A 23,023-nucleotide genomic window follows, 5' to 3' on the forward strand; every position below is an offset into this window, starting at 1 on the left:
TTCTGCAACCTGCTGCGTGAATACTACTGGCCTACGATCCTACTGGTTCATCGCATCCCACACCGTACCGGAGATGGCGCGGATGTTGGCCTGCGCCGTGGAGTTCTCCACGTTTTCGCTCATTACGGTGATCACGTAGTCGCCCTTGGTGCCATATACGATCGCCGCGTCGTTCTCGGCACCGGGAATCTCGCCGGTCTTGTTGGCCACCTTGGTGCCGTCGGGCACGCCTGCGGGGATCTTGGTCCGGCGGGCCTGCTTGAGCAGCAGATCGAGCATCCTGCCGCTCATATCGGCGGAGATCAGCTGCCCCCGATACACCTTGGCCATGAAGGCACCGGCGTCGTTCACCGAGGTCTGCTTGAGGCTGGAATCATGCGTACCCGAATCGTACAGCAGGTCGTTCATCGCGGTTTCGTTGAAACCGTTGGCCTTGGCCGTGCTGTTGACGATCTGGAAGCCCGCCTGCGCATCGCCGCCGCCGAGCGTCTTGACCAGCGTGTTGGTGGCCTGATTCGAGCTGACGGTGATCATCTGGGTGAGCAGTTCGTCGATATCGGAGGTTTCGGTCAGCTTGCCCTGACTGATCTGATCGTAGACGGCGAGCATCACATACAGTTTGATCACCGAAGCGCTGGGCTGCTGATGGTCGTTGATTGAGATGGCCGCTCCGGTGGTCATATCCTCCACGTACAGAGACCAAGTGCCGGAGTATCCGCCAAGCTGCTGTTCGAGCGCGGTTTTCATCGTGTCGAGTTGCGTCTGCTTGGCCTGTTTGGCGACATCCGTCGGGTTTTCACTGGGTGTGGAGGTTGCGGAATCGGTGGGTGACGACTGTTTTTCGGCTTCGGACGAGGCACTGGCCGATGCGTCCGGCACGGTCTTGACGATCAGACGCGTGGATGCCGCGAAGGCGAGTCCGACCACGACGAGGACGGTGATCAGCGCGACCGCAATGATCCGGAACGGATGATGGATCGTGGGATTGGCACGGACGTGTTTTCCCACGGTCACTTCACCTCGGCGGCGACTTCGGCAAGGATGTCACTGGTCAGCGCTGCCGCACGATCCTTGCCCATGTTCTGGGTGAGCACGGCCACGGCGACGTCCGTCTTACCGGTCTTCATCACGATGAAGAAGTTGTATGAGTTCTTGATGCCCTGTCCGCGATGGCCGTTGAGCGTGGTGCCGGATGGCGCGTTCACCCCTTCGCTTGCCAGATCGAAGGACATCAGGTCGGTGCCTCCGGCCTTGGCTGTGGCGGCGAGCATCTTGGTTGCGTCGGATGCGGACGTGTAGTTCTCGTATCCGGAGTTGGATGCGGCCACATCGCCGAACATGCGCTGGAAGTCGGTGTTGCCGTAGCCGGCACCGGACGCCCAGCCGTTCAGGGCCGACAGTCCGCCAAGATCACCGATGGCGGTGTTGCCATCGTCGTTGCTCATGGTGCGCATCATGGATTCGGCGGAGGACATCGCGGATGCGTTACCGGCATCCTTCGCGGACAGATACACGGGAAGATAGAATCCGGCGGCCACGAACTTGGAGTTGGCCTGCTGCGAATCGAATTCGTCGCCGTCCTCTACCGGCCGCACGCTGACCGCCGCGTCGGTGGAGGAATAGGAGTTCACGATGGACTGCAGCTTGTCCGCATCCAAATCGGTTGCTGGCGTACCACTGACAGTTGGCGTTGCCGTTGGAGCCTGCGTCTGCAGCGTAGTCTCACTTGGCTGGGGGGATGCCACGTTGCCGTCCATGATTCTGAGTACCTCGTAGGCGACGCCGCCGGTCACGACAAGGGCGGCCACGACCGCGGCGATGATGATCGGAACTATTGCGTTCGTCTTCTTCGGCTGGGTCCCAGCTGTCTGAGCCCCGGTCGGCTGGGTCCCGGTCATTGAAGGTTCCGGAACCGGCTGGTTCGGCATGGTCTGAGTGGGTGACTCCGACGTTGAGCCGGCGTCATCCGGCGGCACCGGTGCCCCGCAATTTGAGCAGAACAGCGCATCCGGTTCCAGTGCAGCACCGCAATGTGTACAAATCTTTGTCATGCCAAACGCCCTTCCCTGAACTACCTCTATATCAGCTCTTCTGAGCGAACATTCTAATCATGAGTCGGCATCGCCTGCCGACTGTGTCCCGGCGATCTCCGATACGGGTGCGGTAGGATGCAGACAGCATGAACCGCGATTCCAAGGAGCTGGTCACTGCATGATGCTCGCCGATCCACCTCATCTTGAAGGCTACGATTTCATCCGCACGCTGGGTTCCGGCGGCACGGCCACTGTGTTCCTGTACCGCCAGCGGGTGCCGAACCGTCAGGTGGCGATCAAGGTGGGCAACCGTCCGATCACGGACGCCGGTGTGCGACGCCGATTCCACGATGAGGCTGATTTCATGGCCAGGCTTTCCGAGCACCCGTTCATCGTGACCATCTATAACGCTGGCATCACCGCCGACGGACGTGGCTACATGGTGTTGGAATATGCGAGTGCCGGTAGCTGCCGGGATCTGATGAAGCGCCGTCAGCTGTCCGTCGATGAGGTGTTGTCCTGCGGCATCAATGTGGCGAGCGCGTTGTATGCCGCCCATCGTCAGGGCATCATCCACCGCGATCTGAAACCCGCCAACATCCTCATCTCCGCGCAGGGGCTTCCGTTGCTTGCGGACTTCGGCATCTCGGCCAACGTCTACGCCACCGGCGTGATGGGGTTTTCGATTCCGTGGGCGGCACCCGAAGTACTGCTTGGCAGATCGTCCGGCTCGGAGGCGGCCGATATCTATTCCCTTGCCGCCACGCTGTTCGCGCTGCTCGTGGGGCGTTCCCCGTTCGAGTACGGCTATGAGGTCCATGATCGCAATGAGCTGGCCCAGATGATCGTCAACGCGGATCTGCCGCGCATCCGACGTGCGGACGTGCCCAAGGGGTTCGAGGATGTGCTGCGCAAGGCGATGGCCAAGGATCCGGACGACCGGTATTATTCGGCGCTGGAGTTCGCACGGGACATGCAGCGCGTGCAGATGCGCGAGTATGGGCATCAGACGCCGGTGACGGTGGAGGAGGTGCCGCAGTTTCCTCCGCAGCGGGTCGGTGACCGGTCCGGAAGCGACACGTCGCAGAAGGCCCATGGCGGTGGTTTCGGTTCCGTGCCGCAGACCGCACCGGAGCGGCATGGCCGGCGCAGGATCGTGCTGGCGTCTGGTGCGGCGATTGCGGCGATCGTTGCGATTGTGCTGTTCATCACGCTGGTGTTGCCGAATGTCGACGCCGTATCGGGAGGGCGTGCCGCTCCGACCGCCGGCGGTGGCATATCGTCGTTGGGTGGATCGTCCCGGTCGCCATCGCCCGACGGCTCTTCCTCCGACGGTTCGTCCGATGCGAACGGCACGGATGACGCTGACGGTCAGTCGTCGGAGACGGTTCCCTCCCCTACCGGCCTGAGCGGATCATATACCGGCACGTCGGTCACCTTCACTTGGACGAATCCGGATCCGCGGGACGGCGACCGGTATTCGTGGACTCGCATCACCGGCGATGCGGGAGATCAGGAGGCAAAGGCCACGCTCACGGATTCCACCACGCTGCGTCTGGAGAATGTGACCGACGATCAGACATGCGTTCAGGTGAGCATCGTGCGGCAGGACCGGCGGATGTCGCAATCTCCAGCCACCGCATGCGCAGTACGTCGATGATCGGAGGGAAAAAATGACGGCGTGACGGCGTGACGGCGTTGTGCCGACGGTAGTCGGGTAGTGTGCAGGACGGGGGCGGACGGGTGTTCGCCCCCAGTGATTCGGCCTATCATGGCTCATATGATTCCGGCCAACCGGCCGGTAACGGAACAGGGGGTGCCATGGGTCGCGAGAATCGGTCGACCGCACATTCGACGTTACGAGGGGTTCGTCGTCGTGGTCCGCTCGCGCCGTTTCTTCGCAATCGGTGGCTGGCTCCGCTGATCGGCCTGCTGCTGGTCATCGGCATCGTCGTGGGGGCGATCATCGTCGAATCGATCACCCGTCGTCACGTACAGCTTGACGATGGCACGGTATGGGTCACGTCGATCAGCAATCAGAAGGCCGCTCGATTCAATGTCCGTCTCAAGGAGGCCGACGCATCGGTCTCCTCATCCGTCGCCAGCTTCGACGTGGGACAGTCGGGTTCCGACACGGTGCTCACCGAAGACTCCCAGGCGCTGCAGATCATGGCATCCACCGTCGCCGTGGATGGACACACCGATCTGCGCGCCGATACGCAGACCATGGTGGCCGGTTCCACCGTCGCGTTTCTCAATACCAAGACCGGCAATGTCTGGGTCGGGGATGCGGGCAAGGTCGACGCCGTGACTCCTACAACCGGCAGTCCAGTCATGAAACTCGGCTCGGGAGGCAGGATCGCCGTGGACCATCGTGGCGTGGTCTATGGATATCGTCCCGCCGACGCCATGGTGCTGGTGCTCGACGAACCTCGTGGATCAGTCCGCGAATGGGGATCGCTCAATGATGGCAAACGGCTGAACGCCGATGATTTCACCGTGGTCTCGGATACCCCAGTGGTCGCCTCGGACACCACGCTGATCACGCCCAAGGGCAGGGCGAAGCTGCCGATCACAGGCAAGGTGACACTGCAGGATCCCCCAACGGACGACGCCCAGCGCGATTGGGTGGCGGCTGCCTCGACCACCGGTCTGATTCTGGTGGATCTCAACCGGCCGACGGCCGATCCCACCACGCTGGCGGCCGGCGGCCAAGGCGAGGCGGCCCGGCCCGTATCGTCCGGCGGATGCGTGTGGGCGGCGTGGAGTCGTAACGCCGACAACTTCCTCAAGACGTGCGATGTGAACGGCGGGGACGCCTCGGGCAAGGACGCACGATTCGTCACGCTCAAGGAGATCGACGCCACCTCGCAACTCCGGTTCCGCACGAACCACCGTCTGGTGGTGCTCAACGACATGACGGACGGCAAGGTGTGGAATCCGGACGATTCCACGAACGCGATCAAACTGCAGTGGGATCAGATCAGGTCGGAGAACCCCACTACCAGCCGGGAGAGTCAGAACACCGCCGACAATCACCGCGACTTCGCCCAGACATGCTCGGCGGCATCGGGGTCGATCAGGGCGGTGGACGACACGTTCGGTGCCCGCGCCGGGGGCGAGCAGATCCTCGACGTGCTGCGCAACGACGAGCAGACCGACTGTTCGGTGCTCCATATCGAAAAGGTCGAATCCCCGGGCGGCGGCGTGAGCGTCGCGCCGGTCTACGACGGACGGTATCTGCAGCTCGACGCCACACAGGCGGGTACCGGAACCGTACGGTTCTCGTATTCGATCTCCGACGGTCACGGTCAGTCGTCCTCGGCCACCGTGACGTTGAACATCACGTCCGCCGACGGCGATCATGCGCCCGCGCAGACCGACGTGCCCCCTGAGTATCAGGTGGAACAGGGTGCCACGTATACGGCGAATGCCCTGGCCAGTTTCTCGGACGATGATGGCGATCCGATGACGCTGGTGTCGGTGAATCCCACGAACTCCGAGCAGGTGATGGTCTCCACGCGACCAGACGGACAGCTCGTGTTCAACACCGGCTCGCAGACCACGGGACGCGTGGCCGTGAACGTGACCGTATCCGACGGCGAGCAGACCGGAACCGGAACCGTCTACTTCTCCATCCGCCCGGCCAACACGCTCTCCCCCGTAATCGACCCGGTGGTCAAGCAGACCCAGCCGGGGACCAGCACCACGGTGGATCTCAAGCCCTACGTGCACGGCAATTCCACGCAGCCGGTGCAGCTCGGTTCGGTCTCCCAGCCCGACGGGGCTACGGCGACCGCCAACGCGGAGACCATGTCGTTCACGTTCACCGCCGCCAACCCCGGCACCTATTACGTGCCCTACAGCATTCTGCAGGGGTCGAAGCAGTCCACGGGTCTGGCACGCGTCGAGGTCGCCAAGGCCGGCGGGGATTCGGCGAAGCCCGTCGCCACCAACGATGTGGCGCTGCTTGGCGACGGCAACACCGCGATCGTGGAACCGTTGTCCAATGACGTGGATCCTCTCGGTGGCGTACTCGCCGTCACCTCGGTGAGCGTGGACCCCGCCACCGGCATCAAGGCGGGGATCGTCGGCAACAAGCGCGTGTATCTGACGGCACGACAGACGCCGAGCAAGCCGGTATCGGTATCCTATACGGTGGCCAACGCGCAGGGCACTTCCGAGGGACGGATCATACTGCAGCCACCGGCGTCGGCCAGCCAATCGTCGGCACCCAAGGCCGGCAACATCAACGCCCAGGTGCGTACCGGAGGCATCGTGACGGTCGACGTGATGAACCATGTGACCGCGGCTGGAACCGTTACAGTCGACACCGATCTGACCTATGACCGACAGACGCTCCCCGGTCTCGTCTTCGTCTCCGGAGACACCGTCCGTTATCAGGCCGGCGATCAGGAGGGATCGTTCCCCGTCACCTATACGGTGCGCGATTCCCTTGGCAATACGGCGTCCGGCACGATCACCTTCGCCGTGCATGCCTCGGACGCCGAAGGCAAGTCGGCCCCCACACCGGCCGATGTGACCGCGCAGGTGGCCGCCGGCGACAAGGTGCGCATCCCGATCGACCTGACCGGCATCGACGTGGATGGCGACGGCGACACGCTGAACGGACTGGGCAACACCGTTCCCTCGCTCGGCCGTGTGACCGAAGTGGGTGCCGACTATCTGATCTACGAGGCGTATGCGGATTCGTCAGGCACCGACACGTTCACCTACGCCGTGGAGGACTGGACCGGGCAGCGCGCCCAGGCGCAGATCCGTGTGGGCGTGTTCCGCGGCGGTTCCGATTCCGGAGTGTTCGCCCGCGACGACACGATCGCCGTGCGACCGGGGACCAAGGTCGACGTTCCGGTACTACTCAACGACATCTCCGGCGACGACGAGAACCTGACGCTGGACAAACAGCTCAGCGTGCAGGGTCTGGATTCGGCCACGGTCAAGGACGACATGGTGGAGTTCACGGCACCCGACTCCCCCGGCACCGCCTACGTGATGTACACGGCCCGGACCAAGGCCGGACTGACGGACACCGCCACGTTGAGTGTGACCGTGGCCGCCGACGCGCCGATATCGCCGCCCACCGCCTACGACTACAAGGTGCCCGCCAGCGCCACGGTGGACAAGCGGACCGTGGACGTGGACGTGCGCGACTGGATCGCGAACCCGTCGGGCAGTGTGGACGATCTCGAGGTGAACGTGGATGCGAGCGCCTCGGACCATGCCCGGCGCAAAGGCGGCACCTCGTCCACGACGATCTCGGTGGATCTGACCGATGCCGCCCGGGCCGTGCCGTACACGGTGACCAATACGCGATACCATGTGACATCCACCGCGTTCATTCAGGTGCCCGCCTATGGCGTGTTCCCGCCGACGTTGCGTCCGAAGGCACCGGATCTTACGGTGCGGGCGGGTGAGACTATCGATATTCCCATCGCCGACCATGTGCGCGTGGGCGCGGGCAAGACGGCGCTGATCGCGTCGAAGGACTCGGTGAGCGCCACCAAATCGGATGGCGGCAACCTGTATGTGAACGAGACGACGTTGCGGTTCACCGCGGCCAGGGACTATTCCGGTCCTGCGTCGATCACGTTCACCGCGGTGGACGGTCGCAAAAGCAAGGGGACGATCGTGAACTCCGCCGTGCTGACCCTGCCGATCACGGTCGTGGGCAAGGATGCGCCTGCCCCCACGTTCTCCTCACCCACGGTGGATGTGGTCCCCGGCGAGGATGCGAAGACGATCTCCCTGTCCGCGTTCACCAAGGCACCGGACGGTTCCGACGCGTCGTCGTACGCGTACTCGTCGTCGGGACTGTCCACGCCGGTGAGCGCCACCGTGGCGAAGAACGGCGAACTCACCGTGAGCGCGCCGACGGACGCCAAGCCCGGCACCACGGTGAACCTGCCGTTGACGATCGACTACGGTTCCGGTCAGGTCAAGACCGGCGTGACATTGCGAGTGACGCAGACCGATCGTCCGATGGCCCGTGTTCCCGATGTCTCGGTGAAGGTCAAGGCCGGGGAGACGCAGCAGGTGAATGTGCTGCGGGATGCCTACAACCCGTTCCCGGACACCCCGTTGAAGCTGGTGGGCGCTTCGAGTGAGGGGTCCCACGTCTCGGTGAAGTATGCACAGGATGGCATGGTGTCGATCATCGCAGCGCAGGATGCGCCGGCATCCACGAACCGGGTGGTGGTCACCGCCGAGGACGGCACCGGCGACACTTCACGCAGGGTGAGCGCCACGATCACGGTATCGGTGGTGGGCCTGCCGGATGCGCCGTTGCTGTCCCCGATCACGGATCTGCCTTCGGATGGCACCGTGAGCCTGTCGTGGACGCCGGGGTCGGCGAACGGCAGTCCGATCGTCGAATATCAGGTGGAGTATGACGGCGGTTCCGTCTCATGCGGTACGAACACGTCATGCCGGGTCACCGGATTGGAGAACGGCCGCGAATACTCGTTCACCGTGCGCGCACGCAACGAGGTGGGATGGTCCAAGCCGTCGAACACGGTGAAGGCGACGCCGGATCGCGTGCCAGCGGCACCGGGCGGGGTGACCGTGACCGGCGGCTATCATGCGGTGACGGTGAACTGGTCCGCGCCGGGGGCAGATGGCGGCGTACCCGAATCGTATACGGTGACGATCAACGGTGCCGGAGGGACGCAAACGCAGACCGTGTCCGGCACGTCCGCCACGTTCTCCGTGGACAACAATGCCGGCGGTGCGGCGTTCTCCGCCACGGTGAAGGCGCACAACCGCGCCGGCGACGGTCCGGAGGCGATGAGCGGCCAGCCCGGCACGCCGTGGGGTGACATCGACCCGCCGTCGCTGACCCTGGAGCAGTCCGGGGATACGATCCGCGGCACGATCGGCGAAATCAACGATCATGGCGCGGGTTGTGCGAGCGTGACGGTCAGCCGTGGCGGACCTGTTTCGTGCACGGAGCGCTCGTTCAGTTTCACGATCGACAAATCCGAATACTTCAAGGACGTGTCGGTGTCGGTTACGGTCACGCCGTCGCGTGAGGGCACGCATGGTGCCACGGTCTCGCAGACCATCGTGCCGCAGACCGAAGTGGCCAAGCCCGACCTGCAGGTGAGCGCCAACGGGGGTACATGCACGGCCACATGGAAGGCCAACGGCCTGTTCGACAGCGTCTCGGTACGGTTCGGCGACAAATCGAGCGGTGACGCGAACGGATCGCTGAACGTCGATCTGAGCCCATGGACGAGCTGTCCGACGGCCACGGCCACGCAGTCGCTGAACGGTCATTCCGGTCAGACGGTGACCGCGGGCGAACCCACCGGATACGTGTACAAGGTGGCTCCCACGATCGATACGAACGGCTTCTGGCTGGAATGGGATGGTGCCGACCGCAACCATCTGGTGGTACACAACACGAACGGTTCGGCGGTGAACACCTACGGCAAGGAGCCGGTGGTCGAGCTGAGCGTGGACGGCGCGGCCGTGCCGAACGCCTCGGTGACCGACGGCACGGTGATCGACCTGTCGCAGATGAACGCTCCCGCGGACCCGTCCAAATGGCGGCTCAAGGTATCGCTCAAGGGCGAGGACGCGTCGTTGAACGCCGACTCCGGCGATCAGACCATTCGCGGAATCCGTCCCACCGCATCGACGGCCTCGTATCTGACCGATGACGGACGATTCGTCACGCAACCGACCACGACCCCGACGGCGGCCTATCTGGTACGCTTCCGGATGTCCTCATGAAGGAGCACGACATGGATGACAACAACATGGATGACGACGCGACCCGTCTCGGACGGTTCCGGGGATTCACCCCGAACCAGGATGAGTCCTCGGACGACACCGATGAGACGCGGCTGGGAGCGTTGCCGCACATCGGCCGTTCCAACACCACCGTTCCCACACAGCCGCTCGGCCAGTCGCCAGTACCGCGGGCGGACTCGCAGCGCACGGCCCACCGTCATCCCCTGATACCGACGGAGCATCCCAGGCGCGGCCAGTCACCCGTTTCGACGCCTACCCGCCAGCAGAGGACTCCCCGGCCGGCCGAGGTTCGCGGCCCCGCTTCGGATGCGTCCATCACGCGGTTCGGCGAGGTGTTCAACGCCATCGTGGACAACGTGTCGGAAGCGGTCATCGGCAAGGAGCATACGATCCGGCAATGCGTGACCGCGCTCATGGCCGGCGGCCATGTACTGCTGGAGGACAATCCCGGCACCGGCAAGACCCAGTTGGCCAGAGCCATCGCCAACTCGATCGAATCGCCGTTCAAGCGCATCCAGTTCACCCCCGATCTACTGCCCGGCGACGTGGTCGGCGTGACCTTCTACGACCAGCAGACCGGAGCGTTCACCTTCCGCAAGGGGCCGGTGTTCGCCGCCACCGTGCTCGCCGACGAGATCAACCGAGCGTCGCCCAAGACGCAGTCCGCACTGCTGGAGGTCATGGAGGAGCAGAAGGTCACCGTCGACGGCGTGACGCACGACGTTCCCCAGCCCTTCATGGTCATCGCCACGCAGAATCCGATCGAACAGCTGGGCACCTACCGGCTGCCCGAAGCCCAGCTCGACCGATTCCTGATCAAGACCTCGCTGGGAGACCCCGGACACGAAGCCAGCCTGAGCATCCTGCGCGAGGCCCGGGTCCGTGATCGTGCCGCCACCGTCCGACCGGTCACCACCGGCGCGGATGTACTGGCCATGCGCGCGATCGCCGAAACCGTGCACGTCGACGACGCGATCCTCGAATACGTCGTCCGTCTGGTCGAAGCAACGCGACACAACGATCGGATCGCCGTCGGCTCCTCCATCCGAGGCGCGCTCGCGCTCGTCCGTTCCGCACGCGTATGGGCGGCGGCCGATTCACGCAGTTACGTGGTGCCCGCCGATGTGAAGGAACTCGCCTCGGCGGTACTCGCCCATCGCGTGATCCTCACACCCGAGGCCACGTTCGCAGGCGACACCACCGACAGCGTGATCGCCTCGGTGCTTGACGACGTGGTCGCCCCCACCATCGGCGCATAGGACGCGATCATGGCACGACCGATCCCCCTTTCCCGATTCCGCCCGACAACGGCGCTGCTGCAACGCGCCCTTCTGCGGGATTACGTCTCCCCGCTCGGCTGGACCATACTGGTCGCCGCCGTGCTGTGCGCGGTAGGATACATCGCCCTCGGGTGGAACGAACTGCTCGCCATGACCGTGATCTGGACGATCCTGCTCATCATCGCGATCGTGATGTCACTGGGCAACACCGGCTTCTCGGCACGGCTCGACGTGCCCGCACGACGCATCATGGTCGGGGACGACATCACCGTGAACGTGACGGTGAGCAACCCCGGGCGCGCCACCACGGCACACGCCCACGGCGATCTTCTGATCGGCGACGACCATGAGGGCTTTCCCATCCCCGCACTGTCCCCACGGCAAAGCAGACAAACCGCCATCGGGTTCACCGCCGCGTCGCGGGCCGTGTTGTCCGTAGGACCGTTGCGGGTGCGCAAAGGCGATCCGTTCGGTCTGATCCGCCACGAAAAGACCGTCGCCGACCGGATCGACGTCTACATCCACCCCCGTACCATACGACTGCACACGCTGAACGCCGGAATCCAACGCGATCTGGAGGGACAACCGAGCGGCGACATCGTGGACGACGATCTTGACTTCTACGGACTGCGCGAATACGAACCGGGCGACGACATGCGCAACGTGCACTGGCTGTCCACCGCCAAGGCGGGCACGCTGATGATCCGACAGTATGAAGCCACGCGACGCACCACCACCGCGCTCGTACTCGACGTGGATCCCACGCACTACGCCAGCCGCGAGGAATTCGAACTCGCCGTATCCGTCCACGCGTCGATCGGCGTGCAATGCCTGATGCAGCAGCGTCCGCTGCGAACCGTGGTCGCCGGTCACCGCGACGACCCCCGCACCACCATGACGTTCCTCGACGCCTGCAGCACCATCGAGCCGAAGGACCGACCGGAGACGAATCTCGCCGCGTCGACCCTGAACCACTGTCCCGACGCCTCGCTCTACTGCCTCACCGTGGGATCCGGCAACCCCGATGACGACATCAAACGCATGATGCTCACCATGCCGCCAGGCTCATCGCGCATGGTGTTGCGAACCGATCCCAGCGCGCAACGATCCCTGCGACGGTTCGACGGCTTCACCCTAGCCGTCATCGGTAGTCTCGACGACCTCCCGCTGATCATGGAGGCCATGGCATGACCGCCCGCACCACCGTTCCCGGCTCCTGGGCGGATTCGCCCAACCCCACCATCCTCGTCTCGCGCACCGCGGCACCGGGATCACGACTCCCCCGTCGTCGTGCGATGGCACGGCTGCGATCCGATCAGTACATCATCATCAACGCCATCGTCATCATGCTGGCGAATCTCACGGCATCGCTGAACCTGCTCGGCGTCTACGGCACACCAGCCGCATGGGCGGCTGGAGCCATCCCCGCGGCGCTGATCGGCATCGCCTGCGCGCTCGCCGGCAGAAGCGCATTGCTGCGATTGTGGTGGCAACTGCTGCTGCTCGCGATCGCCCAATTCGTCATCGGACCGGTGATCGCCCTGCCCCACACCACGATCGCACGGGTGATACCCACGCTCGACACGATCGCGCAGGGCGCGGCCGCCACAATCGGGGCGTTCAAGTACATCATCGCCATCGAGCCCGCGGTGGGCACCGGAAGCGGTGATCTGATGGCCCTGTGGACCATCGTGCTGTGGGCCACGTTCCTGTCGGGCGTGTTCGCGTTCTCCACGAATCCATTGCTGTCACTGCCATCGCTGGCGATCGTGCTGGTGAATCTTGCCGCCTGTGCGGCGTTGGGCACATCGTCGGGATTCCACCCCGTCGTCATCGGGGTGCTGATCGCCCTGACCATGCTGATCTGGATGAGCTGGCGCATGCGTCTGCTGGAGGCGAACCGTCTGCTCGCCGCCGTACTGATCACGGCACTGGCCACGATCGGTGCCGGCGGCGCCGCGTTCGCCATCGACGGACAGCGTCAGGTACTGCGTGATCATTACGATCCGCCGCTCAGCCCATACGACTATACGAGTCCGCTGAGTGGTCTGCGATCGTATGTGAAGGATCATAAGGATGACAAGCTGCTCACCGTCACCGGTCTGCCCGCCGGAACGCCGGTACGGCTGGCGGTGATGGATCGGTTCGACGGTTCGGTATGGAATCTGTCCGATTCGTCCGCCGCGTTCGGCTCGTCCGACTACCGCCGTGTGGGCGACACCATCGACGGCGACCGCACTGACCGGAGTGGAAGCAAGCTCAAGAGCACGCCGTTCACGGCGACGTTCACCGTGCACAACGGACTCGGTGACGTCTGGCTGCCCACGGCAGGCGAGGCGTCCTCCGTATCGTTCGGCTCGTCGGATCTGTCACAGTCCTTCTACTACAACGCCGGCACCGATTCCGCGCTGCTGTCGTCCGGACTCGATTCCGGACTCACATATGTGGAACATGGTCGGCTCACCGAGCAACCGAACGCCCAGCAGATCACCGACGCCGACGCCGCGCCCATAAGCCAGCCGAAGGCCCAGGATGTGCCGGATTCGGTGGAGTCCGCGGCCACGTCGTTCGCCGGCGGCGAGACGAAAGGCGGTGCGGCCGCGCAGAAGCTCGCCGACAAGCTCAAGGAGAACGGCTGGTTCTCCCACGGCCTGCAGGGCGACTATCCATCATTGCCCGGCCATGGCGCCTACCGCATCGATCTGCTGCTCAACGGCAGCGCCATGGTGGGCGACAGCGAACAGTACGCCTCCGCCATGGCGCTCATGGCCCGTGATCTGGGTCTTCCGTCACGCGTGGTGATGGGGTTCCTGCCCAAGGATTCCGACGGCAGCATCTCCGATGAACGCACCACGGTACGTGACGACGGCACCACGAGCATCGACTTCACCGGCAACGACATCGACGCCTGGGTGGAGATCCGACTCGACGGCTACGGCTGGGTGGCGTTCTACCCCACCCCCAAGGAGACGAAGATCCCGAACGACGATCAGAACCTCACACCGCCGAATCCTCAGACGCTGGTCCGCCAGCCTCCCGTGCCGTTGCAGGACCCGTTGCGCGAACAGAACCGTACCACCAGTCAGACGAACATCGGCGGCAGCGACGCGAATGCGAACACCACGGCCTTCTGGCGCATGTTCCAGCTGATCGCCGGTCGGGTGGCGTTGTACGGCAGCCCGTTGTGGATCGCTCTGATCATCGTCGGCGCGATCCTATTGTTCAAGACGATCCTGTTGCGACGGGCACGAGGCCGGGGCTCGCCGGGCATGCGCATCGCCCAGGGATGGCGTTGGCTGTGCATGCTCGCCGCCCAGTGCGGCACACCGGTGTCCGGAACACGCCGCGAGCAGAGCCGTATGCTGGCCGACCGGTTCTCGCTGTCGGCGGAGACGCTGGACGATCTGGGCAGGCGCGCGGACCGTGCCACGTTCTCCGGTGAGGATACGGACGAACGTACGGCGGCCGACTACTGGACGGACGTGGACCGGGTCCGTCAGGCCATGCTGCGGTCGCTGCCGAAACGTCAGGCCGTGATCGCCCGGCTGTCGGTCAGGGGGCTGTTCACGGATCCCGTGGATTCGATCGTCCATGAGGACTCGCCACACAAACCGGACAAACCGGATAAGCCTGACAAGACGGCCAAGCCGAACAAGCCACGTAAGGGCTTCATCCATACTGTTTTCCACACTCACACCATGCAAGGAGCATCATGACCCACGTGTATCTCGACGCGGCGATGATCTGCGACATCGGTCGCAGGCGCAGCACCAATCAGGACCACGGTCTGGCAAGCGGCGGACTGTTTCTGGTATGCGACGGCATGGGTGGCGGCGTTGCCGGACAGGAGGCCAGCGCGCGCACCATCCGTCACTGCGAGTCGTTGATCGACAGGGAACGTCGCTCCAAATCCGACATCGCCGCGGTCATCGACGAAGCGCAACGTGACGTATGCGAACTCGGTCGCGAACTCGGCGGCATTTCCGGCACCACGCTCACCGGATTGGTGCTGTCAGACATGGGCAACGTCGTGACCGGCGAACCATACAGCACCCGCACCGACGTCAGTGGATTCCCCGACGAGGACGACGACACCATCGACGGCATTGCCGCGGTGCCCGATGCTGTGGTCACCGCCCGCCTCGATCTTGAGGATCTGAACGACGACACCATCGACTCATTGCCGGATGCCAACGGAACGGGATTCCCCTGCGTACTCGACTTCGACGCCGACACCATGCCGTCGTGGTATGTGGTGAACATCGGGGATTCACGAACCTATCATCTTGACGCCCAGCCGGGCGGAGGCTGGAGCGCCTCATCCATGGTGCAGGTCACCCGGGATCATTCCCGCCGTCAGGAGCTGATCGACGCCGGAGTGATGCTGCCGGAGCTTGCCGACCAGCTGGTGCCGCGCAATCTCATCACCCAATGCGTGGGCGCACCGGAGGGCATCGACCCCGACTACTTCCGCGCCGATCTGCCCGGACGGTTCATCGTCTGCTCCGACGGACTGCATTCCGAACTGGACGACGATGCGATCGCGGCGATCGCGGCGGTCAACCGTGATCCGCGTGAAACCGTTCAGGCGCTTGTAGATGCGGCGCTCGCCGCAGGTGGCAAGGACAACATCACGGTGATCGTGGTGGATACGGTCTGCTCGTCCACCGACGTCATGGCGTCGCGTGACGATAATGCCGCATGGTCGTATGTAAAGATCGCCCGCAATGAGGACCTTTCCAGCATCAGCGAGTCGACACTGGATACACTGCGAACAGTGGCCGCCCGTCATCGGCCTGACAGCGTTGGGGAGTGAATGTAATGGTTGATTATGATTCCGCCGTCAAGGCGGTGCAGGATCCGAATGCGGACCCGGTGTTTCTGGCACGGATCGCCTACGAGAACCCGGAGTTCGGCGCGAATGTGGCGGCGCACGAGCGGGCGTATCCCGGACTGTTGCGTTGGATAGCCGAATTCGGCGACGACCGGGCGAAGGCCGAGGCCGCGGAACGCGGATATCGGGGAAGCGGACCAGCCACACCCCGCAACGACGGCACTCGCAACAACACCCGTCACAACGCACAGCCAGCGCAGCAGGCGCAATCGGCACAGCCACAATCGTCACCGTCACAATCGGCGGCACCAGCGCAGCCGTCGGCACCGCAATCGGTCGCACCGCTGATTCCCGAGCATCAGCAGAAGCCTCAGTCCCGACCAGGATCCGAGCCTCGCGGCTCTCAGTCTCAACCTCAACTGAACGATGACGCGAACGGCAATCACGGCAATCCTTACGGATTCACCGTGGAACAGGCGCTCGACCCGCATACCAGTGCGATTACGATCGCACAGATCGCCCAATACGCGCCCGAGCTGCGTGTCTATCTGGCACGGAATCCCAGCACGTATCCGGAATTGCTTGACTGGCTCGCCCGGCAGCACGATCCGCAGATCGACGCCGCCCTAGCCGAGCGTCGTGCCGCAAACGCATAACACTCATAACGCGTTCGCCTTGATCAGCCTTCTTCGAGGTTGAAGAACTGGTCGCCGATCCGCACCGTACAGGGCACGGTTACCCTCACCGGACGTTCCTTCACCGGGATCTCCTCGCCATTGACGATGAGGTAGGTGCCGTTGAGGGAACGGTAGTCCTCGATCCATAGCCGTCCCTCGCGGTCGAAACTCACTGCGGCATGGTTGCGCGATATGGTACGGGTCGGATCGTCGAGTTTCTGCGGCAGTACGCCTTCCGGTACGGCCTTGGTGGGCTTGCGCCCGAGCAGCGCGCTGTGATCGAGAATCACGGTCTGCCCGGTGGAGTCGTTGCGCAGCACATACCGGTGTCTTGGTCGCCGATCGATGAACGACGAGGACAGCACGGTGCCATCCCAGTCAGCGTCGCCGTAGACGCCGGCACTGGTACTGGCGCTGGTATCCGTATTAACGGCATTGGTAGCATTAACGGCATTGGCGACTTTGCCATTGGCCGGTTCCGCGGATGCGGCGGAAGCCCCCGACTCATATGTTCCACCGGTGTTCGTTCCCGACGAATGCCCCTGCATGGTGTCGTCGTCATACCATCCGGGTTCCGGTGGCGGAGGATAGGGAATGCTTCTGCTCATACGTTCAGTCCTACCACATGCGTGGCATTACGACGATGACTGCAGTATCCGATGCCATGACTTGCCGCGCGAATTGCCATATGACTTACCGTATCGATCATCATGCCGGCCGTTACCACTGCCGATTAGGATGGACAGGACGATCACATGCACCGGAGGGGGATCATGACCGCACCGCGCACCACCGCAGACGTCGACGACAACGCAGACGAGGAAGCGGACGCCAACAACGACGAAACAGCCTCGAACGATGACATCATCGACGAGATTCGTCTGCCACTGCTCGCCAAAATCTACGGGGCGCTGTGTCTGATCGTTGGCGCGGTCGCGTTCCCACTGCTGATATGGGCCATCATCGTGGTGGTACGTTCGATCGACATGGCCACCATCCCGCCCACGCTCACCGTGATCCTCACTGTGGTGCATGCCCTGATGCTGGTGTCCGGCAGCGCGGCGCTCATCGTGTTCGGCGTGCTGCTGCTGCGTAACCGACGAAGGTACGCGGCTCGCTGGGCGTATGTGCTGATGCCGATCACCATCCTGCAGGGTCTGTCGAATCTCGCGTTGTTCGGTTTGGGACCGGGTCTGCTGCTGCAACTGCTGCAGCTGGCGCTGTTGGTCGTGATCTCCGTCACCGCCGATCCGCTGCTGGCACTGGAACGACGAAAGCAACGGCTGCTGCGACGGATCAAGGAGCAGGACGAGCTCGCGGCGGCGGCCAGGATCAACATGGTGGGCCGTGATCTGACGGGTCGCGGCTACATCGCATTGGATTTCTTCAATCTGTTCTGGGTGTTCGTCGTGGCAAGCGTGGTGGGACTCGGCATCGAAACCGTGTACCACATGGCGTTGTATCACGGCGAACTGCAGGATCGGGCGGGTCTGCTCTACGGACCGTTCTCCCCCATCTACGGTTTCGGCGGCTTACTGCTTACGGTGTTTCTCAACCGACTGTGGAATCGTAATCCGGTGCTGATCTTTCTGGCCAGTGCGGTGATCGGCGGCGCGTTCGAGTATGCGACCAGCTGGTTCATGGAGGTGGCGTTCGGCGTCACGGCATGGGATTACACGGGTCAGTGGCTGTCGATCGGCGGCCGTACGAGTGGAAAATACATGATCATGTGGGGATTGCTGGGTGTGATCTGGATCCGGTGGTGTCTGCCTCGACTACTCAGATTGATCAACCGTATTCCGTGGCAATGGCGGTATGGTCTGACCGTGCTGTGCTTTGTGCTCATGTTCATCAACGGCACGATGACGCTGATGGCGCTGGACTGCTGGTATTCGCGGGTGTCCGGTCTTGAACCGAGCTCCCCCATCGAGATGTTCTTCGCGAATCATTACGACAACGCCTATATGCAGCATCGATTCCAGACCATGACCATCGATCCGTCGCTCACCGGTCGCGTGTGAGCGTATGGATTTGTGGGAATTTGTGGGAATGCGCGTTGACGACGCCTACCGCGTGGCGTGAAACAGCGACGTGAAACATGTGAAACAATGGCGTGAAACATGAATCGCGCCTGAATACGACAAGGGCCGTGGCCCCCGAAACGGGAGTCACGGCCCTTGGTATATCGATATCGGCTGTCGTATCGACTCAGTGCGCTGCCGAATCAGCTCACTGGGCGTCGCCGGCCGGCTGATCGCCGTCGGCGTCACCGTTGGCGTTGCCGTCGTTGTCGGCGCTGTCGTCACCGAACGCACCGGACAGATCGCCGAGGTGCGAGTTGATGTCGGCCGAGCCGTTGCCGTCAGCGTCGCCGCCGAGATCGTTGAGGAAATCGTCGGGGTTGAAGTCGTCGCCAAGGCTCAGATCACCAAAGTCGATGTTGGAGAAGTCCACATCGCTCAGATCGGCGTCGGACAGATCCACCAGACCGTCGGCGTTGTCATCGCTCAGGCCGAAGCTCGGGTAGATGGTGTCGCGGATGGCCTTGTCGGGCTCCACGCGGGCGTTGCGGTAACGCGCCAGACCGGTACCGGCCGGGATCAGCTTACCGATGATCACGTTCTCCTTGAGGCCCTTGAGATCGTCGACCTTCTGGTTCAGGGCGGCTTCGGTGAGCACGCGCGTGGTCTCCTGGAAGGAGGCCGCGGAGAGCCAGGAGTCGGTGGCCAGCGAGGCCTTGGTGATACCCATGAGCTCGGGACGACCGGTGGCCGGACGCTTGCCAGCCTTCAGGGCGGCCTTGTTGACCTCCTTGAAGCGGGCCTTGTCGACCAGTTCGCCCGGCAGCAGCTCGGTGTCGCCGGAGTCGAGCACGGTGTAGCGACGCAGCATCTGGTGCACGATGACCTCGATGTGCTTGTCGTGGATGTCCACACCCTGGGAGCGGTACACGGTGTGCACTTCCTCCACGATGTTCACCTGCGCGGCGCGGGCGCCCATGATGCGCAGGATCTTCTTCGGATCCACGGAGCCTTCGTACAGCTTGGTGCCGCGCTTGATGTGCTCGCCGTTCTTGACGCGCAGCGGCACGCGGGTCGACACCTTGTAGTCGAAGTGGTCCACCTTCTCGCCATCGGCGTTGCAGGCCTCGGGATCGTCCGGGAACAGCGTCACCACGCGACCGGTCTCGTTGTCCTCGACCTTCACGGTGCCGTCGTACTCGGCGATCATGGCCTCACCCTTAGGCGTACGGGCTTCGAAAAGCTCCGTGACACGGGGAAGACCCTGGGTGATATCGGCCGCGGCGGCCACACCACCGGAGTGGAAGGAACGCAGCGTCAGCTGGGTACCAGGCTCACCAATGGACTGGGCGGCCACGATACCGACGGCCTCGCCGGTGTCCACCAGCTTGTTGGTGGCCAGCGACCAGCCGTAGCACTTGGCGCACACGCCTCGACGGGACTCGCAGGTCAGCACGGAACGGGCCTTGACCTCTTCCACGCCGTGGGCCACGAGATCCTTGAGCACGTCCATCGACAGGGCGTCGTCACGGTGGTAGAGCACCGTGGTGCCGTCGGCCGGGTCGATCACGTCGGCAGCGAGCAGACGGGAGTACGGACCACCATCGGCGGCCTTGACGAGCGTCAGGTTGCCGTCCTCGTCACGGTCGGCCACGCGCATCTTCAGACCCTGCTTGGTGCCGCAATCCTCCTCGCGCACGATCACGTCCTGGGAGACGTCAACCAGACGACGGGTCAGGTAACCCGACTCTGCGGTCTTCAGTGCGGTATCGGCCAGACCCTTACGCGCACCGTGCTGGGAGATGAAGTACTCCAGCACGGACAGGCCGTCGCGGTAGTTGGACTTTACGGGTCGAGGAATCGGCTCACCCTTCGGGTTTGCCACGATGCCACGGATACCAGCGATCTGGTTGATCTGCATCATGTTTCCTCGTGCACCGGACTGCACGATGATCGACAGGTTGTTCGTCGGGAGGAAGCCCTTCTCGACGGCCTTCGATACGTCGCTGGTGCAGTCGTTCCACAGGTTGATGAGCTGCTGACGACGCTCCTCCTCGGTAAGCAGACCCATGTCGTACTTGCCGTTGATCTTGCTCGCCTGCTCCTCGGCCTTGTCGATGTACTCGTGCAGTTCCGGCGGCTCGATGACGTCGGAGAACGCGAAGGTCACGCCGGACCACGGAGCGCGGGTGAAGCCCATGTCCTTCAGGGCGTCCAGCGACGCGGCCACCTGCTGGGTGGAGTAGCGGGATGCGATGTCGTCGACGATCTTGCTCAGCTGCTTCTTGCCCACCTGGTAGTTCACATACGGATAGTCCACAGGCAGCGTGCTGTTGAACAGCACACGACCGTAGCTCGTGGCGAACAGGGTGGAACCGTCAACGAAGCGCTCCTCCTTGACAACCTCGGGGCTGCCGGGCTGCGGGTCGACGACCTTGAGCTCCTTCGGCTCCCAGTTGGCGGGCAGCACAAAGTCGGCGGGCACACGCACCAGCACCTCGGCCTGCATGTCGATCTCGTGCAGATCGAGGGCCATGCGGCACTCCTCGAGCGAGGAGAAGACGCGGCCCTGGCCCTTGGCGCCTTCCAGCACGGTGGACAGCCAGTACAGACCCAGGATCATATCCTGGGACGGCATGGTCACGGTGTGGCCGTCAGCAGGCTTCAGAATGTTGTCGGAAGCCATCATCAGCGAACGGGCCTCGGCCTGGGCTTCGGCGCTCAGCGGCAGGTGCACTGCCATCTGGTCACCATCGAAGTCGGCGTTGAAGGCGGCGCAGGCAAGCGGCGGCAGGTGGATGGCCTTGCCTTCCACCAGGATCGGCTCGAATGCCTGAATGCCCAGACGGTGCAGCGTAGGTGCACGGTTGAGCAGCACCGGGTGCTCGGAGATGACCTCCTCGAGCACGCCCCACACCTCGGAATCGCCACGGTCAACCAGACGCTTGGCGCTCTTCATGTTCTGCGCGTAGTTGAGATCCACCAGACGCTTGATCACGAACGGCTTGAACAGCTCCAGGGCCATCGGCTTCGGCAGACCGCACTGGTGCATGCGCAGCTCCGGACCGACCACGATCACGGAACGGCCGGAGTAGTCGACGCGCTTACCGAGCAGGTTCTGACGGAAACGACCCTGCTTACCCTTGAGCATGTCGGACAGGGACTTCAGCGGACGGTTCGAGGCACCCGTCACCGGGCGGCCACGACGACCGTTGTCGAACAGGGAGTCCACGGCCTCCTGCAGCATGCGCTTCTCGTTGTTCAGCATGATCTCGGGGGCACCGAGGTCGATCAGGCGCTGCAGACGGTTGTTACGGTTGATCACACGACGGTACAGATCGTTGAGATCGGAGGTGGCGAAACGGCCACCGTCCAGCTGCACCATCGGGCGCAGATCCGGCGGGATCACCGGAATCACGTCAAGCACCATGGCCTCCGGGCTGTTGCCGGTGGAGATGAAGGCGTTGATCACCTTCAGGCGCTTGAGGGCGCGTGCCTTACGCTGACCCTGCTTGGTCGTGGCGATCACATTGCGCAGGTTCTCGGCCTCGCCCTGCAGATCGAAATCGTGCAGGCGCTGCTTGATGGCCTCGGCACCCATGCAGCCTTCGAAGTAGTCGCCGTAATCGTCGACCATCTCACGCCACAGGTCCACATCGCCTTCCATGTCGCCAGGCTTGAGGGACTGGAAACGATTCCACACGGCGGTATGACGGGCGATCTCGTCGTTGTAACGCTTGCGAATGGCCTTGAGATCGCGCTCAGCACCGCTCTTGAGCTTGGTCTTGGCGGCGGAGGAAACCTCGCCGGAGGCCTCGAGCTCGCTGAGATCCTCCTCAAGCTTCACGGCGCGCTTGTGCAGCTCGTTGTCACGAGCCTTCTCCAGATTCTGGATGCGCACATCGAACTCGTCCTGCAGGTCGGGCATGTCCTTGTGACGCTGCTCCTCGTTCACGGAGGTGACCATGTAGGCGGCGAAGTAGATGACCTTCTCGAGGTACTTCGGCGGGATGTCCAGCAGGTAGCCCAGACGGCTCGGCACACCCTTGAAGAACCAGATGTGGGTCACGGGGGCGGCCAGCTTGATGTGGCCCATGCGTTCACGACGCACGCGGGACTTGGTCACTTCCACGCCGCAGCGCTCGCAGATGATGCCCTTGAAGCGCACGCGCTTGTACTTGCCGCAGGCACACTCCCAGTCGCGGGTCGGGCCGAAGATCTGCTCGCCGAACAGGCCGTCCTTCTCAGGCTTGAGGGTACGGTAGTTGATCGTCTCGGGCTTCTTCACCTCGCCGTGGCTCCACTTCAGGATGTCCTCGGTGGTGGCCAGACCGATCCTCAGTTTGTCAAATGCATTAACGTCCAGCACTCTATGTCCTGTCTGTTTTGGTTCTTTACTGCT

Annotated in this window: 12 protein-coding genes and 1 pseudogene; 8 read left to right on the forward strand and 5 right to left on the reverse strand. The window is 63.4% G+C overall.

Annotation, left to right across the window (positions count from 1 at the left end):
* Positions 1-39: 39 nt before the first annotated feature.
* The 3 genes and pseudogenes from EP30_RS09595 to EP30_RS11370 form a co-directional block, all read right to left on the reverse strand.
* Positions 40-1,008: a serine hydrolase gene (locus EP30_RS09595; protein WP_140558249.1), complete on the reverse strand. Its 969-nt coding sequence runs from the start codon at positions 1,006-1,008 to the stop codon at positions 40-42.
* Between the two features lie 2 nt (positions 1,009-1,010).
* Positions 1,011-1,898 (reverse strand): serine hydrolase, encoded by an 888-nt coding sequence (locus EP30_RS09600; RefSeq protein WP_181160867.1) that lies wholly within the window; start codon positions 1,896-1,898, stop codon positions 1,011-1,013.
* An 81-nt stretch (positions 1,899-1,979) separates the two neighbouring features.
* A pseudogene (locus EP30_RS11370) lies at positions 1,980-2,051 on the reverse strand (zinc-ribbon domain-containing protein); the annotation flags it as partial.
* Positions 2,052-2,211: 160 nt separating this feature from the next.
* Here EP30_RS11370 and EP30_RS09605 point away from each other — a divergent pair.
* From EP30_RS09605 to EP30_RS09635, 7 genes are all read left to right on the forward strand, one after another.
* Positions 2,212-3,693: a serine/threonine-protein kinase gene (locus tag EP30_RS09605; RefSeq protein ID WP_258185466.1), complete on the forward strand. Its 1,482-nt coding sequence runs from the start codon at positions 2,212-2,214 to the stop codon at positions 3,691-3,693.
* 161 nt (positions 3,694-3,854) lie between these two features.
* The gene (locus EP30_RS09610) at positions 3,855-9,788 is read left to right on the forward strand and encodes an Ig-like domain-containing protein (RefSeq protein ID WP_140558253.1); all 5,934 of its coding nucleotides are present in this window, start codon (positions 3,855-3,857) and stop codon (positions 9,786-9,788) included.
* A gap of 11 nt (positions 9,789-9,799) precedes the next feature.
* Entirely contained in the window at positions 9,800-11,068 is a 1,269-nt protein-coding gene (locus EP30_RS09615; protein ID WP_181160866.1) for a MoxR family ATPase, read from the forward strand.
* A 6-nt stretch (positions 11,069-11,074) separates the two neighbouring features.
* A complete protein-coding gene (locus tag EP30_RS09620; RefSeq protein ID WP_375137756.1) occupies positions 11,075-12,280 on the forward strand; it encodes a DUF58 domain-containing protein in 1,206 nt (401 codons plus the stop codon).
* Positions 12,277-14,805: a transglutaminase domain-containing protein gene (locus tag EP30_RS09625; RefSeq protein ID WP_140558259.1), complete on the forward strand. Its 2,529-nt coding sequence runs from the start codon at positions 12,277-12,279 to the stop codon at positions 14,803-14,805. The genes EP30_RS09620 and EP30_RS09625 overlap by 4 nt, the downstream gene beginning before the upstream one ends.
* A complete protein-coding gene (locus EP30_RS09630; protein WP_094662861.1) occupies positions 14,802-15,905 on the forward strand; it encodes a PP2C family serine/threonine-protein phosphatase in 1,104 nt (367 codons plus the stop codon). The genes EP30_RS09625 and EP30_RS09630 overlap by 4 nt, the downstream gene beginning before the upstream one ends.
* Positions 15,906-15,910: 5 nt before the next feature.
* Positions 15,911-16,579, forward strand: a complete 669-nt coding sequence (locus tag EP30_RS09635) for a hypothetical protein (protein ID WP_140558261.1) — start codon at positions 15,911-15,913, stop codon at positions 16,577-16,579.
* Between the two features lie 23 nt (positions 16,580-16,602).
* Here EP30_RS09635 and EP30_RS09640 read toward each other — a convergent pair whose 3' ends face one another.
* Positions 16,603-17,208 carry an FHA domain-containing protein gene (locus tag EP30_RS09640; RefSeq protein ID WP_140558263.1) on the reverse strand — a complete coding sequence of 202 codons (606 nt, stop codon included), beginning with the start codon at positions 17,206-17,208 and terminating at the stop codon, positions 16,603-16,605.
* Positions 17,209-17,373: 165 nt separating this feature from the next.
* Between EP30_RS09640 and EP30_RS09645 the strand changes: the two genes are divergently transcribed.
* Complete coding sequence (locus EP30_RS09645; RefSeq protein WP_140558265.1) at positions 17,374-18,621, forward strand: putative ABC transporter permease; 1,248 nt, start codon at positions 17,374-17,376, stop codon at positions 18,619-18,621.
* Between the two features lie 208 nt (positions 18,622-18,829).
* On the opposite strand, the gene EP30_RS09650 is transcribed toward EP30_RS09645, so the two are convergent.
* Positions 18,830-22,990 (reverse strand): DNA-directed RNA polymerase subunit beta', encoded by a 4,161-nt coding sequence (locus EP30_RS09650; protein ID WP_140558267.1) that lies wholly within the window; start codon positions 22,988-22,990, stop codon positions 18,830-18,832.
* Positions 22,991-23,023 lie beyond the last annotated feature (33 nt).

It is taken from the genome of Bifidobacterium sp. UTCIF-39, from assembly GCF_006408715.1.
Taxonomy (GTDB): domain Bacteria; phylum Actinomycetota; class Actinomycetes; order Actinomycetales; family Bifidobacteriaceae; genus Galliscardovia; species Galliscardovia tissieri.